13 protein-coding genes and 4 pseudogenes are annotated in these 16444 nt (G+C 70.6%); 6 read left to right on the plus strand and 11 right to left on the minus strand.

Annotated elements, in window-relative coordinates; translation table 11 throughout:
- Window positions 1-205: 205 nt before the first annotated feature.
- Entirely contained in the window at window positions 206-907 is a 702-nt protein-coding gene (locus ACZ3KJ_RS18240) for a TetR/AcrR family transcriptional regulator (RefSeq protein WP_467528091.1), read from the minus strand.
- Between the two features lie 156 nt (window positions 908-1063).
- On the opposite strand from ACZ3KJ_RS18240, the gene ACZ3KJ_RS18245 reads away from it, so the two are divergent.
- Entirely contained in the window at window positions 1064-1537 is a 474-nt protein-coding gene (locus ACZ3KJ_RS18245) for a nitroreductase family deazaflavin-dependent oxidoreductase (RefSeq protein ID WP_467528093.1), read from the plus strand.
- 84 nt (window positions 1538-1621) lie between these two features.
- Here ACZ3KJ_RS18245 and ACZ3KJ_RS18250 read toward each other — a convergent pair whose 3' ends face one another.
- A complete protein-coding gene (locus tag ACZ3KJ_RS18250) occupies window positions 1622-2860 on the minus strand; it encodes a geranylgeranyl reductase family protein (protein WP_467528095.1) in 1239 nt (412 codons plus the stop codon).
- 134 nt (window positions 2861-2994) lie between these two features.
- On the opposite strand from ACZ3KJ_RS18250, the gene ACZ3KJ_RS18255 reads away from it, so the two are divergent.
- On the plus strand, window positions 2995-4350 hold the full coding sequence (locus tag ACZ3KJ_RS18255) for a M20/M25/M40 family metallo-hydrolase (RefSeq protein WP_467528096.1): 1356 nt from the start codon (window positions 2995-2997) through the stop codon (window positions 4348-4350).
- 144 nt (window positions 4351-4494) lie between these two features.
- Here ACZ3KJ_RS18255 and ACZ3KJ_RS18260 read toward each other — a convergent pair whose 3' ends face one another.
- From ACZ3KJ_RS18260 to ACZ3KJ_RS18270, 3 genes and pseudogenes are all read right to left on the minus strand, one after another.
- A complete protein-coding gene (locus tag ACZ3KJ_RS18260; protein ID WP_467528098.1) occupies window positions 4495-5532 on the minus strand; it encodes an NUDIX hydrolase in 1038 nt (345 codons plus the stop codon).
- Complete coding sequence (locus tag ACZ3KJ_RS18265) at window positions 5529-6614, minus strand: hypothetical protein (RefSeq protein ID WP_467528624.1); 1086 nt, start codon at window positions 6612-6614, stop codon at window positions 5529-5531. The genes ACZ3KJ_RS18260 and ACZ3KJ_RS18265 overlap by 4 nt, the downstream gene beginning before the upstream one ends.
- Before the next feature lie 118 nt (window positions 6615-6732).
- A pseudogene (locus ACZ3KJ_RS18270) lies at window positions 6733-6876 on the minus strand (glycosyltransferase); the annotation flags it as partial.
- 236 nt (window positions 6877-7112) lie between these two features.
- On the opposite strand from ACZ3KJ_RS18270, the gene ACZ3KJ_RS18275 reads away from it, so the two are divergent.
- Together ACZ3KJ_RS18275 and ACZ3KJ_RS18280 are read left to right on the plus strand one after the other, a co-directional pair.
- Window positions 7113-7676 (plus strand): hypothetical protein, encoded by a 564-nt coding sequence (locus ACZ3KJ_RS18275; RefSeq protein ID WP_467528100.1) that lies wholly within the window; start codon window positions 7113-7115, stop codon window positions 7674-7676.
- A 338-nt stretch (window positions 7677-8014) separates the two neighbouring features.
- Complete coding sequence (locus ACZ3KJ_RS18280) at window positions 8015-8500, plus strand: hypothetical protein (RefSeq protein WP_467528102.1); 486 nt, start codon at window positions 8015-8017, stop codon at window positions 8498-8500.
- Here the strand turns inward: ACZ3KJ_RS18280 and ACZ3KJ_RS18285 are convergent.
- The 4 genes and pseudogenes from ACZ3KJ_RS18285 to ACZ3KJ_RS18300 all read right to left on the minus strand — a co-directional run bounded on the left by ACZ3KJ_RS18285 (window position 8493) and on the right by ACZ3KJ_RS18300 (window position 12949).
- Entirely contained in the window at window positions 8493-9698 is a 1206-nt protein-coding gene (locus ACZ3KJ_RS18285; RefSeq protein WP_467528104.1) for an IS110 family RNA-guided transposase, read from the minus strand. The two genes, ACZ3KJ_RS18280 and ACZ3KJ_RS18285, sit on opposite strands and share 8 nt — an antisense overlap.
- Window positions 9699-9971: 273 nt before the next feature.
- Window positions 9972-10362: pseudogene (locus tag ACZ3KJ_RS18290) on the minus strand (transposase family protein); the annotation flags it as partial.
- Window positions 10363-10845: 483 nt separating this feature from the next.
- Window positions 10846-11070 carry a hypothetical protein gene (locus tag ACZ3KJ_RS18295; RefSeq protein WP_467528106.1) on the minus strand — a complete coding sequence of 75 codons (225 nt, stop codon included), beginning with the start codon at window positions 11068-11070 and terminating at the stop codon, window positions 10846-10848.
- Between the two features lie 964 nt (window positions 11071-12034).
- On the minus strand, window positions 12035-12949 hold the full coding sequence (locus ACZ3KJ_RS18300) for a hypothetical protein (RefSeq protein WP_467528108.1): 915 nt from the start codon (window positions 12947-12949) through the stop codon (window positions 12035-12037).
- Window positions 12950-13398: 449 nt separating this feature from the next.
- Between ACZ3KJ_RS18300 and ACZ3KJ_RS18305 the strand changes: the two are divergent.
- Window positions 13399-13593: pseudogene (locus tag ACZ3KJ_RS18305) on the plus strand (ISAzo13 family transposase); the annotation flags it as partial.
- A gap of 333 nt (window positions 13594-13926) precedes the next feature.
- On the opposite strand, the pseudogene ACZ3KJ_RS18310 reads toward ACZ3KJ_RS18305, so the two are convergent.
- Both ACZ3KJ_RS18310 and ACZ3KJ_RS18315 read right to left on the minus strand, forming a co-directional pair.
- A pseudogene (locus tag ACZ3KJ_RS18310) lies at window positions 13927-14610 on the minus strand (SDR family NAD(P)-dependent oxidoreductase); the annotation flags it as partial.
- Window positions 14611-14676: 66 nt separating this feature from the next.
- The gene (locus ACZ3KJ_RS18315) at window positions 14677-15555 is read right to left on the minus strand and encodes an SDR family oxidoreductase (RefSeq protein ID WP_467528109.1); all 879 of its coding nucleotides are present in this window, start codon (window positions 15553-15555) and stop codon (window positions 14677-14679) included.
- Between the two features lie 90 nt (window positions 15556-15645).
- On the opposite strand from ACZ3KJ_RS18315, the gene ACZ3KJ_RS18320 reads away from it, so the two are divergent.
- The gene (locus tag ACZ3KJ_RS18320) at window positions 15646-16230 is read left to right on the plus strand and encodes a TetR/AcrR family transcriptional regulator (RefSeq protein WP_467528111.1); all 585 of its coding nucleotides are present in this window, start codon (window positions 15646-15648) and stop codon (window positions 16228-16230) included.
- Window positions 16231-16444: the final 214 nt, after the last annotated feature.

Below are 16444 nucleotides of genomic sequence, written 5' to 3' on the forward strand. Positions count from 1 at the left end.
ACGAGGGCCAGGGGCCGGCACGCCGAGAGCACGCACCTGACGCCGCCAGGCCCGCCCTCCGGGCGGACGACGGGACTTTCGCAACAGGCCCTAGGCCACGCCGAGACCACGACCAGGCCGCCGCCGGGCGCGCCCGGTCGCGCGCGCCCGGCGGCACGGCATCGGCCTCCGGCCCGCCGGACCCCTCACCCGGCCACCGGAGCCCTCACCCGGCCAACGCCAGGCCCACCCCGTGGGCGAGCCGCGTCACCGCGTGCCGGAAGAACGGCTCGCGGTCCTCCACCACCCGGTGGAACTGCCCGAACAGCTCGAAGCCGACCAGCCCGTACAGCTGGGCCCAGGCCGCGACCAGCGCCGCGACCACCTCCGGCGGCAGGTCGGGCGCGAGGTCGGACGCCATCCGCGCGGCCTCGGCGCGCAGGTCGGCCGGGAGCGCCGGCTCGACGGGCCGCGGCCGGCCGTCCTGGGCGTCGCGTGCGATGCCGAGAAGGAGGGTGCCGACGCGGGCGGCGGGCGGGACCGTCGTCTGCGGCGCGCTGTAGCCGGGCACCGGTGAGCCGTAGATGAGCGCGTACTCGTGCGGATGGGCCAGCGCCCACGCCCGCACTCCCTCGCAGACCGCGACCCAGCGCCGGACCGGCCCGTCGTCCGCGACGGCGGCGTGGGCGGTCTCCGCGCTCTCGCCCAGGGAGTCGTAGGCGTCGATGATCAGAGCGGTGAGGAGGTCGTCGCGGCTCGGGAAGTAGCGGTACAGCGCGGAGGAGACCATGCCCAGCTCGCGGGCCACGGCCCGCAGGGAGAGCTTGGCGGCGCCCTCCGCCGCCAGCTGCCTGCGCGCCTCCTCCTTGATCGCGGCGGTGACTTCGATCCGGGCGCGGGCGCGGACCCCGCGTGCGCTGCTGTTCATGGGCCCAGTGTCCCACGGAAGCGGAGCAGTGCCCACAAAGGAGAGCGCCGAACACAGAAGAGAGCACTGCTCTTGCCATGGAGCGCCGATCCGGTGCAGACTTCCCATGAGCGAGCGAGAGCAGTGCTCACACTTTCGTCCGAGGAGGCCACAGACATGTCCACCACCCTCCACGCCACCACCCACGTCCGGAAGCCCGGCTGGCTGACCGTGAACGTCCTCAACCGCGCCGTGGCCTGGCTGACCCGCCGTGGCCTGAGCGTGTGGGGCTCGCGGGTGCTGGCCGTGCGCGGCCGCAAGAGCGGGGAGTGGCGCACCACGCCGGTGAACCTGCTGACCGTGGACGGGCGGCAGTACCTCGTCGCCCCGCGCGGGCACGTCCAGTGGACGCGCAACATGCGCGCGGCCGGCGGCGGCGAACTGCGCCTCGGCCGGACGGTGGAGGAGTTCACCGCCGTCGAGGTCGGCGACGACGAGAAGGTGCCGCTGCTGCGGGCCTACCTCAAGCGCTGGAAGGCCGAGGTCGGGGTCTTCTTCCAGGGCGTCGGCCCGGACTCCGCCGACGCCGACCTGCGCCGCGTCGCCCCGGACCACCCGGTGTTCCGGATCACCGTCACGAACCGACGGTGACCCGGACCGGACGGGCGTCACGTGTCGACGGCGATCCCCACCGACGGTGATCTGGACCGACGGTGATCCGGGCCGTCCGTCCGCTCAGGTGGTGGATCCGGTGTCCTCGCCCGTCTGGCGCCGGTCCATCGCGTTCAGCGCGCGCTGGGCGAGCGGGTGCGTCCGGACGAGCTCGCCGAGCGTGGTCCGGCCGCGGGTGATGTCGGTGAACGCCCGCCAGGCCGGACGGAAGCCGGTGAGCACCGCGTGGAAGACACCCGGGCGCCGCTCGAAGAGCGCCAGCATGCGTTTGCCCACGCTCATCTCCACGCCCAGGCCCGCCTTGATCGCGAACGCGTAGTTCAGGGCCTGGCGGCGGGTGTCCACCGCGTCGTGCGCCTCCGCGATGCGGACCGCCCACTCCCCGGCGAGCCGGCCCGAACGCAGCGCGAAGGAGATGCCCTCCCGGGTCCACGGCTCGAGCAGGCCGGCGGCGTCCCCGCACACCAGGACCCGCCCGCGCGAGAGCGGGGAGTCGTCGGCACGGCAGCGGGTCAGATGGCCGGAGGAAATGCTCGGCTCGAAGCCGGCCAGGCCGAGCCGCCCGACGAAGTCCTCCAGGTACCGCTTGGTGGCGGCGCCCTCACCACGCGCCGAGATCACCCCCACCGTCAGCGTGTCGCCCTTGGGGAACACCCAGCCGTAACTGCCGGGCATCGGGCCCCAGTCGATCAGCACCCGCCCCTTCCAGTCCTCGGCGACCGTCTCGGGCACCGGGATCTCCGCCTCCAGGCCGAGGTCCACCTGGTCGAGCTTCACCCCGACGTGCGCCCCTATGCGGCTGGCACTGCCGTCCGCGCCGACGACCGCGCGCGCCAGGAGCGTCTCGCCGCCCTGGAGGACGACCGCGACCGACCGCCGGTCCGGCACCGCCGAGCCGTGCTGCTCGACGCGCTGCACGGTGACGCCCGTGCGCAGCTCGGCGCCCGCCTTCTGGGCGTGCTCGACGAGCTGCTGGTCGAACTCCGGCCGGTTGATCAGCCCGAACAGCATGTGCCGGGAGCGGCGGGTGCGGCTGAAACGCCCGTTGTGGGAGAAGGTCACCGCGTGCACCCGGTCCTGGAAGGGCAGTTCGAAGCCGGGGGGCAGGGCGTCGCGGGAGGGACCGATGATGCCGCCGCCGCACGTCTTGTAGCGGGGCAGTTCCGCCTTCTCCAGCAACAGCACGCGCCGTCCCGTGACCGCCGCCGCGTAGGCGGCCGAAGCCCCCGCGGGTCCCGCGCCCACCACGACGACGTCCCACACCCGCCGCTCGTCGTCCGCCGAAGAGTTCTCGCTGCTCACGATGGTCTACTGCTCCCGATCACGCCGCCTGCCGCACCTGTCCCCCGCATCCTACGACCGAGATCGCCACGGCCCGCTGTGGGAGGATCAACGGCACTCATCGGTACAACGTCGCACCCACAAGGAGCGTGCCCATGTCGTCGAATCCGGTCGCCGAGACCGTCGCCTCGCTCATGCCCCGGGCGAAGGCGGAGCTCACCGAGCTGGTGTCCTTCCGGTCGGTGGCGGACTTCGACCAGTTCCCCCGGAGCGAGAGCGAGGCCGCGGCGAACTGGACAGCCGCCGTGCTGCGCGCCGAGGGCTTCCAGGACGTGGCCCTGCTCGACACACCGGACGGGACGCAGTCCGTGTACGGCTTCCTGCCCGGGCCCGAGGGCGCCCGGACGGTCCTGCTCTACGCCCACTACGATGTGCAGCCCCCGTTGGACGAGGCCGGCTGGGTCACCCCGCCCTTCGAGCTGACCGAGCGCGACGGCCGCTGGTACGGGCGTGGCACCGCCGACTGCAAGGGCGGTTTCATCATGCACCTGCTCGCCGTGCGCGCCCTGAAGGCGAACGGCGGCGTCCCGGTGAACGTGAAGGTGATCGTCGAGGGTTCGGAGGAGCAGGGCACGGGCGGTCTGGAGCGCTACGCCGAGCAGCACCCCGAGCTGCTGGCGGCCGACACGATCGTCATCGGCGACGCCGGCAACTTCCGCGTCGGCCTGCCCACCGTCACCACCACCCTGCGCGGCATGACCCTGGTGCGGGTGCAGATCGACACGCTGGCGGGCAACCTGCACTCCGGGCAGTTCGGCGGCGCCGCGCCCGACGCGCTCGGCGCGCTGATCCGCGTCCTGGACTCGCTGCGCGCCGAGGACGGTTCGACGACCGTCGACGGCCTGACCGAGGGCCCCGCCTGGGAGGGCCTGGACTACGACGAGGAGCAGTTCCGCCGGGACGCCAAGGTCCTCGACGGCGTCGGCCTCATCGGCTCCGGCACGGTCGCCGACCGCATCTGGGCCCGCCCGGCGGTCACCGTCCTCGGCATCGACTGCCCGCCGGTCGTCGGCGCCACCCCGTCCGTGCAGGCGAGCGCCCGCGCGCTGATCAGCCTGCGGGTGCCGCCGGGCAAGGACGCGGCCGAGGCGACCGCGCTGCTCCTGGCCCACCTGGAGGCGCACACCCCGTGGGGCGCACGGGTGCGGACCGAGCAGGTCGGGCAGGGCCAGCCGTTCAGCGCCGACACGGCGAGCCCGGCGTACGCGGCGATGGCCGAGGCGATGGCGGTGGCCTACCCGGGCCAGGAGATGCAGTACGCCGGCCAGGGCGGCTCCATCCCGCTGTGCAACACCCTCGCCTCCCTGTACCCGAAGGCGGAGATCCTGCTCATCGGCCTGAGCGAGCCGGAGGCCCAGATCCACGCGGTCAACGAGAGCGTCTCCCCCGAGGAACTGGAGCGCCTGTCGGTGGCGGAGGCCCTGTTCCTGCGCACCTACGCGGCGAGCTGAGCCGACAGCCCTTCTCCGGCGGGCGGCGCCCACCCGCCGGACGGGGTCCGTCCGCCCGTAGCCCCATACCCGGCGAAGGCACTACGGCGCGCCGCCTCCTGACCCGGCGAAGGCCCTGCGGCGCGCGCCTCGCCGGCTGACGCGTCAGACCGGGACCCCCGCCTCCAGGTACAGCGCCGCGCCCCGCTCGCGCGCCCGCAGGGCCCAGCGCAGCCGTTCGTAGCGGACCGGTGGCAGCAGATCGGCCGCCTCGTCCTCCGTGACGAAGCGCCAGGCGCGCAGCTCCGGCCCGGGCAGCAGCAGCCCCTCGGCCGCCGCCGGGTCGAGCCGGCCGCCGTCGAAGAGGAGACGCAGCCCGCCGTGGCCGGGCGGCGCCGGCCGTTCCCAGTCGACGACGAGCAGCCGCGGTACGTCGTCCAGGCGCAGGCCGGTCTCCTCCTCGACCTCGCGCATGCCCGCGCGCGCGGGGGCCTCGCCGGGCTCCACGACACCGCCGGGGAACTCCCAGCCGGGTTTGTACGTCGGGTCGACGAGCAGCACCCGGTCCCGTTCGTCGAAGAGCAGCACGCCGGCGGCGAGCGTCTCCCCGGTGGGTTCGGGGGTCTGCACGATGTCGCAGGCGGGCACCGCGCCGCTGCCGACGGCTTCCGCGATGCGCACGGCCGTCTCGTACGGGGTGAGGTCGCTGGTGTCCACCGGGTGGGCGTCCGCGGTGAGCCAGGCGGCGAGGGCCGCGCGGTACGGCTCGATGTGGTCGTAGGACCACTGCCGTAGGCGCATCTCGCCGTCGGGGAGGTCGGGCGGGATGTCCCGCCCGGCTATTCGCTCGCGCAGGATCGTTTCCGCCGGGGCGAGGAGCACATGCCGCACGGGGATGCGCCGGGCGGCGAGGCCGCCGAAGATCTCGTCACGGTACTCCTGGCGCAGCAGGGTCATGGGGACGACGAGGGTGCCGCCGAGTTCGCCCAGCAGTGCGGCCGCCGCGTCGATCACGAGCCGGCGCCAGATCGGCAGGTCCTGGAAGTCGCCGACCTCGGCGAGGCGTTTGGCCGGCAACAGCTGCGGGAGCGCCGCGCCGATGACCTCGGGGTCGAAGAGCGTGCTGTTCGGGATCAGGTCGACCAGTTCGCGTGCGGTGGTGGTCTTCCCCGCGCCGAACGCACCGTTGACCCAGACGATCATTCGTACTCCAGGACAGGAAGGCCGCTGAACAGCGGCGGACCGGCATTCAGAAGATCATCTCGGAGCGGGATGGGAAAAATCGGCGTCCACAACCCCGCACCCACTACTTCCTTCTCCCACACGCCCTGGAGATACTCCACGATCCGCTCCTCCATCGCGACCGTCACCTCGGAGTAGACCCCCTCCACCCCCGGCAGCTCATGCCCCATCCGCGCCTCGACCGCCACCCGCGGAATGCCACCCGGCTCATCCAGCTTCGCCTTCGCCCAGTGCCGCAGCCGGTAGATGTCCTCCCCCGCCATCTCCGGCACGGCCGGCAGCTCCGGGCAGGCCCAGCGGGCATACCGTGGCGACGTGCCGCGCTCCTCCGCCCCGTCCCGGTACTGGACCCGCAGCGCGTGCAGGACTTCGTACCGCTGGACGGACTCCTCCCGCAGTTCCTCGTCAGGCTCCGACTGGGGCCAGTGCGGCGACGCGTAACCCCGCTGGAGCCCGTACGTCTCCCCTGGCGGCCTCATACCGGTGAAAGCGATGGTCCAGATGTAAGCCCAGCCGGCGAAGCCCCACAGCGTGTGCGCGTTCGCGGCGAGTTGGTGCACCGACTGGACGGACAGTTTGCGCTTGGCACGGCGGGTCTGCTTTTTGACGTAGCGGCCGCGGCGCCGCTGCTCAACGATGGGCGACTCGTCGCGCAGCTTGTACTTCACGACGGCGTCGTCCATCAGCATTTTGAACAGCCCGAGGACACCCTTCTGGTAGCTGTGCGAGTATCTGCCGACGACGTACCGGCGGAACCCGTCGTAGGCGATGGGCGTGATCTCGTCCGTCCATCCTTGCCAGAACGCGGCCATGTCGACGCGTTCGGATGAACGGGGCCTGTGCCGGTTGTTGCGTACGTCCGACTCACGGTCGAGGCCGAAGTTGTGAGCCTCCTCCTCGTCGGCGAAGGGGACGCCGTCCTCGGACACAGAGGCGGACTCGTGCCTCTTCCTCTTCGTAGGCTTGCCGTCGGCGTCGAGGTGGTATTCGCCGGACCACCACTTCACGCGGATCGAGTTGCCGCGGACTTCTACGTAGGGCATTCGTCATTTCCCAGATGATCGAAGTGATAGTGCGGGCCTCAGTGATTGCGGTTCCTACGATGCACGGCCGACGGGACAGCCGCCGCAGGTTCCGCAGTCTCGTCCCTACGCCCTGATGCAGGTCCATGGAGCCATCGCAGGGCTGGTCGTCGGTGACCGGCAGCTCCAGGTCGCTGTGGGTCTGTGTGAGCACCGACCGGACCGCGGCGCTCAACGTCGCTGCCGAGTTGTACCCGGGCATCACGACGGACATCAGGGCCACGACGCTTCTCCTTACCGGTTCAAGAACGACAGTCCGTCCATTCAAGCACCGCTATCAGGTAGCTGATATACAGATAATCGTCGCTGGCCAGGGCTACTTGGGGCTTCCCCTGGCCGTATGCGCCGCCAAGGTGGGTCACCATCTCGTCGGCTACGACGTGGACCCGCAGCGTGTCCGGCAACTCGCCGTCGGCCAGTTCTCCGTGGAGGGCGTGGACTCCCCCGCGGCTGCGCGCAGTGCTGGAGTCCGGGGCCCACTCTGCGACCACCAACGCTGCCGCGCTGGCCGACCAGGGCATCGCGGCCGCCGCGCGCCTGCCCGAGGACGCCGAACGGGTGGCCGGCGAGGTGCTGTTCGAGCCGAGCAGTCACGACTGTCTGCGGGTGTTGCTGGACCAGGACGCCGTGCTGCCCGAGCCCGTGGACGGCGCGCATCTGGTGCTCGGTCCACACGTTGCGCACGATCCGCACCGGCTCGTCGTCGACGGCTACGTGCTGCGTATCCGCTGCGACAGCGACGGCACCGGGCGCCGTGTCGTGATCGGCATCCAACTGCACGGCCACACGCAGTGGGTCGGCCTCGACGGATGCCGTCTGACGCCGTGGGGGCTTTCCACGCCCGCGGTCGAGGAGGTCCGCCGCCTGCGCGGCAGTTCGCGTGCCGCCTTCCCCCACCGCGCCGCGCCCCAGGCGGCGGATCGTCCTTCAGGTCACCCGTGCTCGCCGAGTTTCGGCAGTCCGCCCGAGACCGTTCGGACACTGTTTCCGCGCCGACTCGCCCGCTTGGCCATGAGTAGCTGACGGGCCATCGTGTTCCACTGCGCTGCTTCGTCTTGGTTCCCCGTGGCTCTCTGCTCCCGGCCGGCCGCTAGCATGGCCGCCCGGGTCTTCCTGTACAGCGGCTCTGCTATAGAGGACGCAGCTCCGCTGATCCGGACCGCACCTTCCGAACCTCGCTGACAGAGCACCAGACGGTGGTCCGCACCGTCCTCCGTCAGGCGCACGGCGTACAAGCCGGCACGGCTGCCACCGAGTGAGATCTTCCCGAGCTGCATGAGGAGTTCTGGGGGGTGCCCCTATGTCTTTGGTCAAGGGAAACGGGGGTGCGGTGGGTCGGTGAACCGGGGCAGCATGGCGGGGTGGCTGATCTGCTGTGGGATGACGTGAAGTGCTTCTTCGACCCGGACTTGATGGGGTCGCTGCCGGACGTGCGCATCCCGGATGCCTCGGTGGAGGACTGGCAGGTCGTCCTCGATCTGGTCGCGGAGAGGGGCTGGAAGTACCAGTACTCCGAGGGAGAGTTGGTGCTTCCGGTGCCCCGGGCGGAAGCCGTGCTGTCCCGTCCGGCGGATGCCGAGTGCCCTGACCTGCGGGTCTGGCCGACTGCCGATGTGTTGGCGATCTTCCGTTTCCATGCTGCCGATGAAGTCGACTTCGACGTCGACCTGCGGGAGTTGCAGGGCCAGGAGAGACTGGATGTGTTCTGCGGGTTCCTTCGGGAGATCGGGCGGCGGCTCGGCAAGCCGGTGCTGATGGACCCGGAGGGCGACTACGGCCATCCGGTGCTTGGCTTCGATGTCGAGGCTGATCGAGTCGTTCTCCTCGCAGACCAGCAGGTCAGGTGACTGCGGCCGACGGCTGCGGTTCGTAGAAGGTGCCGTCGCGGAGCATCGCGAACAGGACGTCGGCCCGGCGTCTGGCGAGGCAGAGCAGGGCCTGGGTGTGGTGCTTTCCCTGGGCGATCTTCTTGTCGTAGTAGGCCCGGGAGGCCGGATCGCCCAGGGCAGCGAACGCGGAGAGGAAGAAGGCCCTCTTGAGCTGCTTGTTCCCTCTCCGGGAGGGCTGTTCGCCGCGGATCGAGGAGCCCGAGCTCCGGGTCGCCGGGGCGAGACCCGCGTAGGCGGCGAGGTGGCCGGCGGTCGAGAAGGTGCTGCCGTCACCGACCTCGATCAGGATGCGGGCTCCGGTCCTGACGCCGACTCCCGGCATGGACGTCAGGACCTTCGAAAGAGGGTGAGCCTCCGGGAGTTCCTCGATCCGCCCGGCCAGGAGCTGGCGCTGGTCAAGGACTGCGGCCAGGGATCCGGCGAGGCTCGGGACGATCAGCGCGGCCGCCTCGATTCCCGGGACGGTGACGGTTTGCTCGTCCAGGGCGGCGAAGATGTCCTCGACCAGCCGCTCGGCCATCCGCGGTGCTTTCGGCCGTAACAGCGTGACCAGCCGGCGTCGGCCGGCCTTGCGGATCTGGGCCGGTGACTCGAACCGCTCCAGCAGCGTGAGGACGGCCGGGTGCTGCAATCGTGGCCCCAGGACCCGTTCCAGCGACGGGTGGATCTGGGTCAGCAGGCCGTGGAGCCGATTCGCGACCCTGGTGGCCTCGCCTGCCTGGTCGTCGTCGAACCCGACGATCATTTCCAGCTCGGCGATCGCCTCGTCCTCGCCGTCGATCGCCCTCAGCGTGTGCGGCATCGCCCGGGCCGCGTCGGCGATGATGAACGCGTCCTTCGCGTCCGTCTTCGCCTCACCCGGATAGAGGTCGGCGATCCGCCGCATCGTCAGGCCCGGAAGGTAGGCGACCTGGCAGTCCATGTCCCTCGCTACTGCCAGCGGCAGGGCACCGATCGAGGCCGGCTGATCGACCACGACCAGTACCGTTCCGTGCTTGGCCTGCAGCTTGGCGAACAGTTCGCGGAGTTTGGGCTCGGTGTTGGGCAGCCGCTTGTCGAACGCCTTCTTCCCAGCCGGTGTGACGGCGGTGGCGTGGTGTTCGCCCTTGCCGACGTCCAGGCCGAGGAAGACGTCGATGTCGCCGGTGTCGATCACGTGCAGGCCCCTCCATCACGCTTTCGTCCGGCCTCGCCAGGGCATCGAGCTGCCACATCCACGTTACGGAGAGCTCTTCCGGCTCGGGTGAAGCCGGTGCTCAAGCCCCTCATCAGCGGTCCGTCGATGCCTCCGGACCCGGTGACACCACCCCCCGGATCATCAACAACAGGAGGGGGAAGTCATGCCGGACCCGAAGGCCGGAGGCCCCATTGCGGAGCCACGAAAAAGGTAACGGGGGGGGACGGCAGCAGGACTTGAGCCGCCTGGGCATACGTCGTGGATCGCGCCCGGCAGGGCCGGTGAGGCCCACAGCAGCCGGCCCGCCGAATCCATGAGGATCTGCACGTTCATGCCGTGCTTCTTGTGCTTGCCCGAGTAGGAGGGCCGGTCCGCCGCGGTCCGGTCGGTCGGCAGCAGTGTCCCGTCCAGCAGGACGAACGCCTTCGACGAAGCGGTCCGTACCGCTTCGGCAAGGGTGGGAGCGAGTGCGGCCAGGACCTCTACGGCCTCGGTGATGTACCGGTAGGCGGTCGTGGTTCCGATGCCGAAACCAGGCCGCGAGCTGGGCGTACGGGTGACCGTGGCGCAGGTGGGCGAGTGTGAGCAGCGCCTGTCGGCCGGCGTCCAGCCGGCGCCACCGGCTCCCGATCGCACGGTGCCGGCACGGACGGCCGTCCGCCCTGGCCACCCCCGCCGCCAGGCCGCGGCAGGCGCCGGTGATCCCGGCAACCGAGTACGGGTGCTCCGAGCGCAGCAGGTAGCGGGCGACTTCCACGGTGCGAGAGGTGTGGCCCAGGGAGCGGCCGTTGTGCCAGTACAGGGCGACGGTGCGGGCGCGGGCGCCGGAGTTCGTCAGCGGTGCGCTCGCCGTAGGTGCCACTGCCGTACGTCATGGAGATCCCCTTCGTCGGGCAGTTGGGAGATGGCTGTCTTCGAGGTCCGTCAGCTGTACGAGGTCACCCGTACCCGCTGTGCCGGGCACGGCGTTCTTCTCCTGCGACGTCTTGCTCTGCGCCTGGCGACGGCGGCGCCGCTGGACAGCGTCGATCATGCGCGCTGCCCTCGCCGTCTTCGACCCGGGCCCGGTAGTCCGCCCAGTCACCGGCAGTCCAGTCGTCCAGCGCGACCGGGAAGTCGTCGCCGGTCACCGGCCGGCCTCAACGGCCGGGACGCCGTACATGGACGCGCACGGGTCGCAGGCGAACAAGGTGTCACCGCGCAGTATCGGCACCGGGTACCTGGGGTCCGGGGTCCCGCTGCACCAGCAGCACGAGCGGCCTGTGATCTGCTGCGGGCTCAGCCGCTCGGGGTGAACCGCCGGGGCGTCCAGGTAGGCACCGGCGAAGGGCTGCGTGCTGCGCGTCGTCATGTTGGTGCCTCGCGCTCGCGGTCGGGGAGCTTGTGGCGGCCATCTCCCACGGGGGAACGAGAGACGGCCGCCGGGCGCCCGCGGTGTTCACCGGGGCGCGTGTCCAGTCCAACACCGGGACGTTGTCAACGGGTAGGAAAAGTGAGCCGGTTGCTACTCGCGGTGACCGGAAATTTCGGCGGGGCGGGATATGCGCAACCCTCCACGCTGCATGATCACGCGGCTACGGTGAGTGTGTGGAAGGAAATGTCCGGCTGCAGGCCCACATGATCGGGCACGCCTTCAGGCAGGGTGCGCTGGCCGACCGGGTGAACGATGAGCTGAAGGCGGCCGGTCACAGGGGGACGGTCGGTGACCGCACGGTCCGCGACCGGGTGACCGGAAAAACCGCCTGGCCGCACCAGCGCCAGCGAGACGCCCTCACGGCAGTATTCGGATGCACCCCCCTATGCCTTGGCTTCTATCCCCCGGCATGCCCGCACCGTCCTACGAGGACCCCTCAGCCATGCTCCGCCGCCGCTTCTGCACCGCAGGCCACGTCCGCGCTCGCCGCCACCGCCCTGCCGGCCGTCGACACCCGCCCCACCATCGTGGGCACCTCCGAAGTGATCCGCCTGCGGGAGGGTCTGGCCCGGCTCACCCTGCTCGATCAGAAACGCGGCGGACACGCCGCCCTCGAACGCGACGCACTCGCCGGCGCAGCCGAGGCTGTCGGCCTCCAGACCCGGTCCGCTTCGCAGACGATCCGCCAGCGGCCTGGTCGTGCATCGACGCCCGCCACGCCTGGCTTCAACGCGACGTGCGAACGCGAGACCCTCCAAAGCCGCCAGCGAGCGCGAGGCCCGCCTCCACGCGTTCCGATGGCTGCACCGCTACAACGTCCGGCGCCGTCACTCCCGCCTCGGACACCGCAGCCCCATCGCCTACGAGAACGCCTTCCAAGCAACATCAACGTCAGAGTCGCTCAGTGAGCGGGGTGCCTGCCGGTCCGTGGCGTGACGATCAGCCCGGGGGGCCGTTGCCGCGGACCGGAGACAATTGAGGCGACTGGCATGAGCGGATCCGCCGCACGTGAGTCGGTGTGTGTCATGCTCTCAAGCTCAGCCAATGTGCTCTCATCCAGCCATGTGGATCCCTCCCCGCCAGCAGGGTGGGATGGGTGCCCGGCCGCCTCCTGCGGGAATAATTCCCGCATCAGCACGAGGGACTGTCGTCCGTCAATCACTCGCAGCACTTTGAATCGCGTACCGGGCAGAAAGATCACCTGCTCCGGGGCGTGCGGGGTTACCGCCGCAGTTCGTCGTGCGGTCAGCGACCACACGACGAAGGCGGGTCCCCCCGCCCGTAGCGTGGCTGACGATGCCGAGGCCGTCCAGAAACTCTGCTCCGTCACGAACTGGTTCTCGCGGTACCACTCGGTCAACGGTCCGACCGCGTTGGTGCGTACGATCGCCGGACCTCGGTAGGAGGCCAGCCGACGCAGCCCCGAGGCGAGACACCGGGCGAGGGACAGGTGCCCGCCCACCGTTCCCTCCGACAACGCCTCGTCGAGTTTCTCCCACTCTTCCGTCAGGTAAAGGTGGACGGCCGCCAGGTCGGCGAGCGCCTCGACATGGTTGTGACGGACGTTACCCGGAGGGCCCAGAGACCGGGTCAATGCCTGTGCCGCGCCAGTCATCGCCTCGCGGTACCGATCACCGAATGTACGCCATAGCCGCAGCCGATCCCACGCGATGCCCCGTCCACCCGTCGGGATGATCCGCGCGGCGGCGTTCGGCACGGACTGCACCCGGTATCCCACACTGCCGGGCGTCTGGACCGGTACGGGCACGGAGCGTACGTCGCGTTCAAAGCCAGGGGACGAGTCAGTGACGCTCATCGCGTTCTCCTGGGGAGTTCGGAGGTACAGGTGCGCACCGCGCTAACACGGCTATCAGCACCCGCCGTATGGGCTGTGCTGATAGCACCGTCGGTGACTTTAGGCATGGGCTAGCGGTTCCTTGCGGGTCGCTGAACGACATCGGCACGGAAGACCACCAGGTTTTCCCGTCTATACCGACGGTGGGTGAACCGGACCAGGGCACGTACGATGCCCACGGCCACCGTCGTGGGAGATCGGCGGGTGCGCCCCGGGCTGCGGTGACGATGTTGGCGACCGTAATGGTGAAGAACAGTTTCCAGGCGGCGTCATCGATCGCCTGCCGGGCTGCCGCGGCGTGTTCGGCTCGGCCGTCGCAGCTGGCGGTCCTTGAGCGCGTCCAGCGTCTGCTCTGCGGGCTCGCAGAGAATCAACCTGTTGCTTCCCGCGATTCGGCTCGTTGGTGTGGTATGCGCATCTCCAAGTCGATCTGTCACCAACTCACCGTGAAGTTCCAGGTGTTGTTTCCGCATCTGGATGAGCGGCAGCGGCGGCTGATGCTGATGGGGGCCGAGGCCAGGGTCCTGGGACATGGCGGAATTCGGGCGGTCGAGCTCGGACGCGAGACTCCGGGTCGACTTCGTCGTCCAGCGCAGCGACGACAGGCCAAGGACCACATGGGTGCCGGGAATCCGGTGCGTGACCGTGCCCTGGACGTCGCCGAGGTCCTGAGCGACCAGATCCCCCTGCACGGGGGGATGACGGTCGAGGGCCTGACGCTGCGGCCCCCGGTGAACCGTCCCGGGTGCTACGCCGTCCCGGTCCCGGACCAGGGAGCCGCGGCGAACGTGACAGGGCTGACGGCACGTCGGTTCCAGGAGGTGTGGCCGGACGAGGAGGCGGCCCTGGCGGCATTGGGCACTGTCCTGCCGAGTCCTGAGGAATACACGGAGGCGGAGGACGCCGTCCGCCAGCTCCAGGAGACTCTTGCTGCCGGTCGCGAAACGTGCCTGGTCGGAGGCGGCGAACAGGATGAAGTCGGCGATCTCCTCCGGGGCGGCCCGGCGGGGTACGGCCAGGTCGTCGACGGGGACGAGTTCGGTGCCGTCGGGGCCGTAGGCGAGGGGCGTCTCGATGATGCCGGGGTGGACGGCGTTGACGCGGATGTTGTCGCGGGCCAGTTCCTTGGCGGCCGCGCGCAGGAGGCCGCGCAGCGCCCACTTGCTGCTGCTGTAGGCGACGAGACCGGGGGCGGCCGAGAGTCCGGCGATGGAGTTGACGTTGACGATCGCGCCGCCACCGGCTCTGCGCATCGAAGGGGCCGCAGCGCGGAGGCCGAGCAGGGCGCCGGTGAGGTTGGTGTCCAGCACGCGCCGGAACTCGTCGAGCGGGATGCTTTCCGTGGTGCCGACGCTCAGGTAGGCGGCGTTGTTGATCAGGATGTCCAGTGATCCGAAGCGGGCCTCGGTCCGCTCGATCGCTTCCGACCAGTCGGATTCGTTCGTGACGTCGAGCCGGACGCCGAGGGCGGAGCCGCCGAGAGCGGTGGCCAGCTGATCGGCGCCGGCCAGGGCGGTGACGACGGTGTTGGCGCCGGCCTGGGCGAAGTGGGTGGACAGTGCGGTGCCGAGTGCGCCGGTGGCTCCGGTGACCAGAACGGTCCTGCCGGTGAAGTCGAACATGGGAACTGGTCCTCTCAGTTGCCGGCGAGGCCGGTGGTGGGTGGGTTGTCGTGGGGCCGGGGTGGGTCAGTTGCCGACGGGGCGGGTGGGGTTGATGGCAGGGATGGTGTCGTCGGCGTCGGTGGAGTGGGCGAGGTCCCGCCCGGCTTCCAGGGCCTGGAGGCGGTCGCGCAGGGCGGCGGTCGCCATGGCGTAGGCGTCGGAGCCCAGCGTCAGGCGGAACGGGGCCTCGGGCTGGTCGGCGGAGGCGATGATGGCCCGCGCGATCTTCACGGGGTCGCCGGGCGCGGGCAGCGGGGGCAGGTCGCCGGACAGGCTGGCGCGCAGCTGCCCCGAGGGTCCGTCGGCGTATACGGGCAGTGGTGCGCCGAAGACCGCGCCGGTGCCGCCGAAGTTGGTGCGGGAGACCCCGGGCTCGACCACCGTGACGCCGATGCCGAAGGGGGCGAGCTCGGCGGCGGCCGACTCCCAGAAACCCTCGATGCCCCACTTGGTGGCGTGGTACAGGCTCATGGCGGGAAAGGCGACTTGACCGCCGATGCTCGCGATCTGGATGTAACGTCCGCCGCCCTGGCCGCGCAGGTGCGGGACGGTGGCGCGGGCCAGCTGGATCGAGGCCGTGAGGTTGGTCGCGATCTGCCGGTCGATCTGCTCGTCGGAGAGTTCCTCGGCCGCTCCGAAGAGGCCGTAACCGGCATTGGACACCACGACGTCGATCCGGCCGAGCTCGGCGAACGCGCGGTCCACGACCTCGCGCAGCGCGGTGGTGTCGGTGACGTCCAGGCCGGCGCGCCAGAGCCGGTCTCCGTGGCGGGCCGCCAGACCGTCGAGGGTCTCCGGCCGCCGCGCGGTGGCGGCGACCCGCTCCCCCCGTGCGAGCAGCTGTTCGGTGAGGTGGCGGCCGAAGCCGGAGGACGTGCCGGTGATGAACCAGGTGCGAGTCATGGGTACTCCTCGGTGGGTAACTAACCGGATACATTCATACCTCACGACGGCCGCTTCGTAAATACCCGGATGGTTATGTACGATGGAGGCATGCCACCTGATGCAACGGAGACCAAGCGGCGACTGAAGAAGGCGGCGGTCGAGGAGTTCGCCGGGTACGGCCTGGCCGGTGCCCGGGTCGACCGCATCGCTGAAAAGGCCAAAGCCAACAAACGGTCGATCTACATGCACTTCGGGACCAAGGAAGAGCTGTTCGACATGGTCGTCGCCGACAGCATGGTCGAGCTGGCGAAGGCGGTCTCGATCGACGCGAGCAGCCTGCCCGAGTACGCCGGCGAACTCTTCGACCGGCTGGAGCAGCGGCCCCACGTACGGCGGCTGTACCTGTGGGCAGGACTGGAACGCCAGCAACCCATCGACGCCGAGGTCGCGGAATACCGGCGCAACGTCGCCGCGATCGAGGCGGCGCAGGCCGCGGGCCGGGTCCGCACCGACATTCCGGCGACGGAGCTGCTGGCCATGACGGTCGCGCTGGTGATGAGCTGGGAGACCGCCTCCTGGTCGCTGAAGGCGCTGCAGGCGCGGACCGGCCCCGCCTCCTTCGCGCCGCGGCGCCGGGACGCGGTGGCAGCCGCCGTCGCCGGACTCGCCCAGCCGCCCCGACCCCACTCCTAGACACTTGCGCCCGCACCGGACAGCCCATGGCGAAGCCGTGGCGGCGGCCGTCGCACGGCGGGCCGCACCGCTTCCTTCCCGAAGTCGTCCCACCGCCTTCCGTGACCTCGGTACCCGGCCCGCTCACCCGCCGCGTCCCGTGGTGCGGCAGGTGGCCGGTGGAGGCCGGCTCGGGCGCGCCGGGCACCGTGCCCCTGCCGTGCCGGCCGGGCAG

The sequence above is a fragment of the Streptomyces sp. NPDC003248 genome (genome assembly GCF_055563235.1).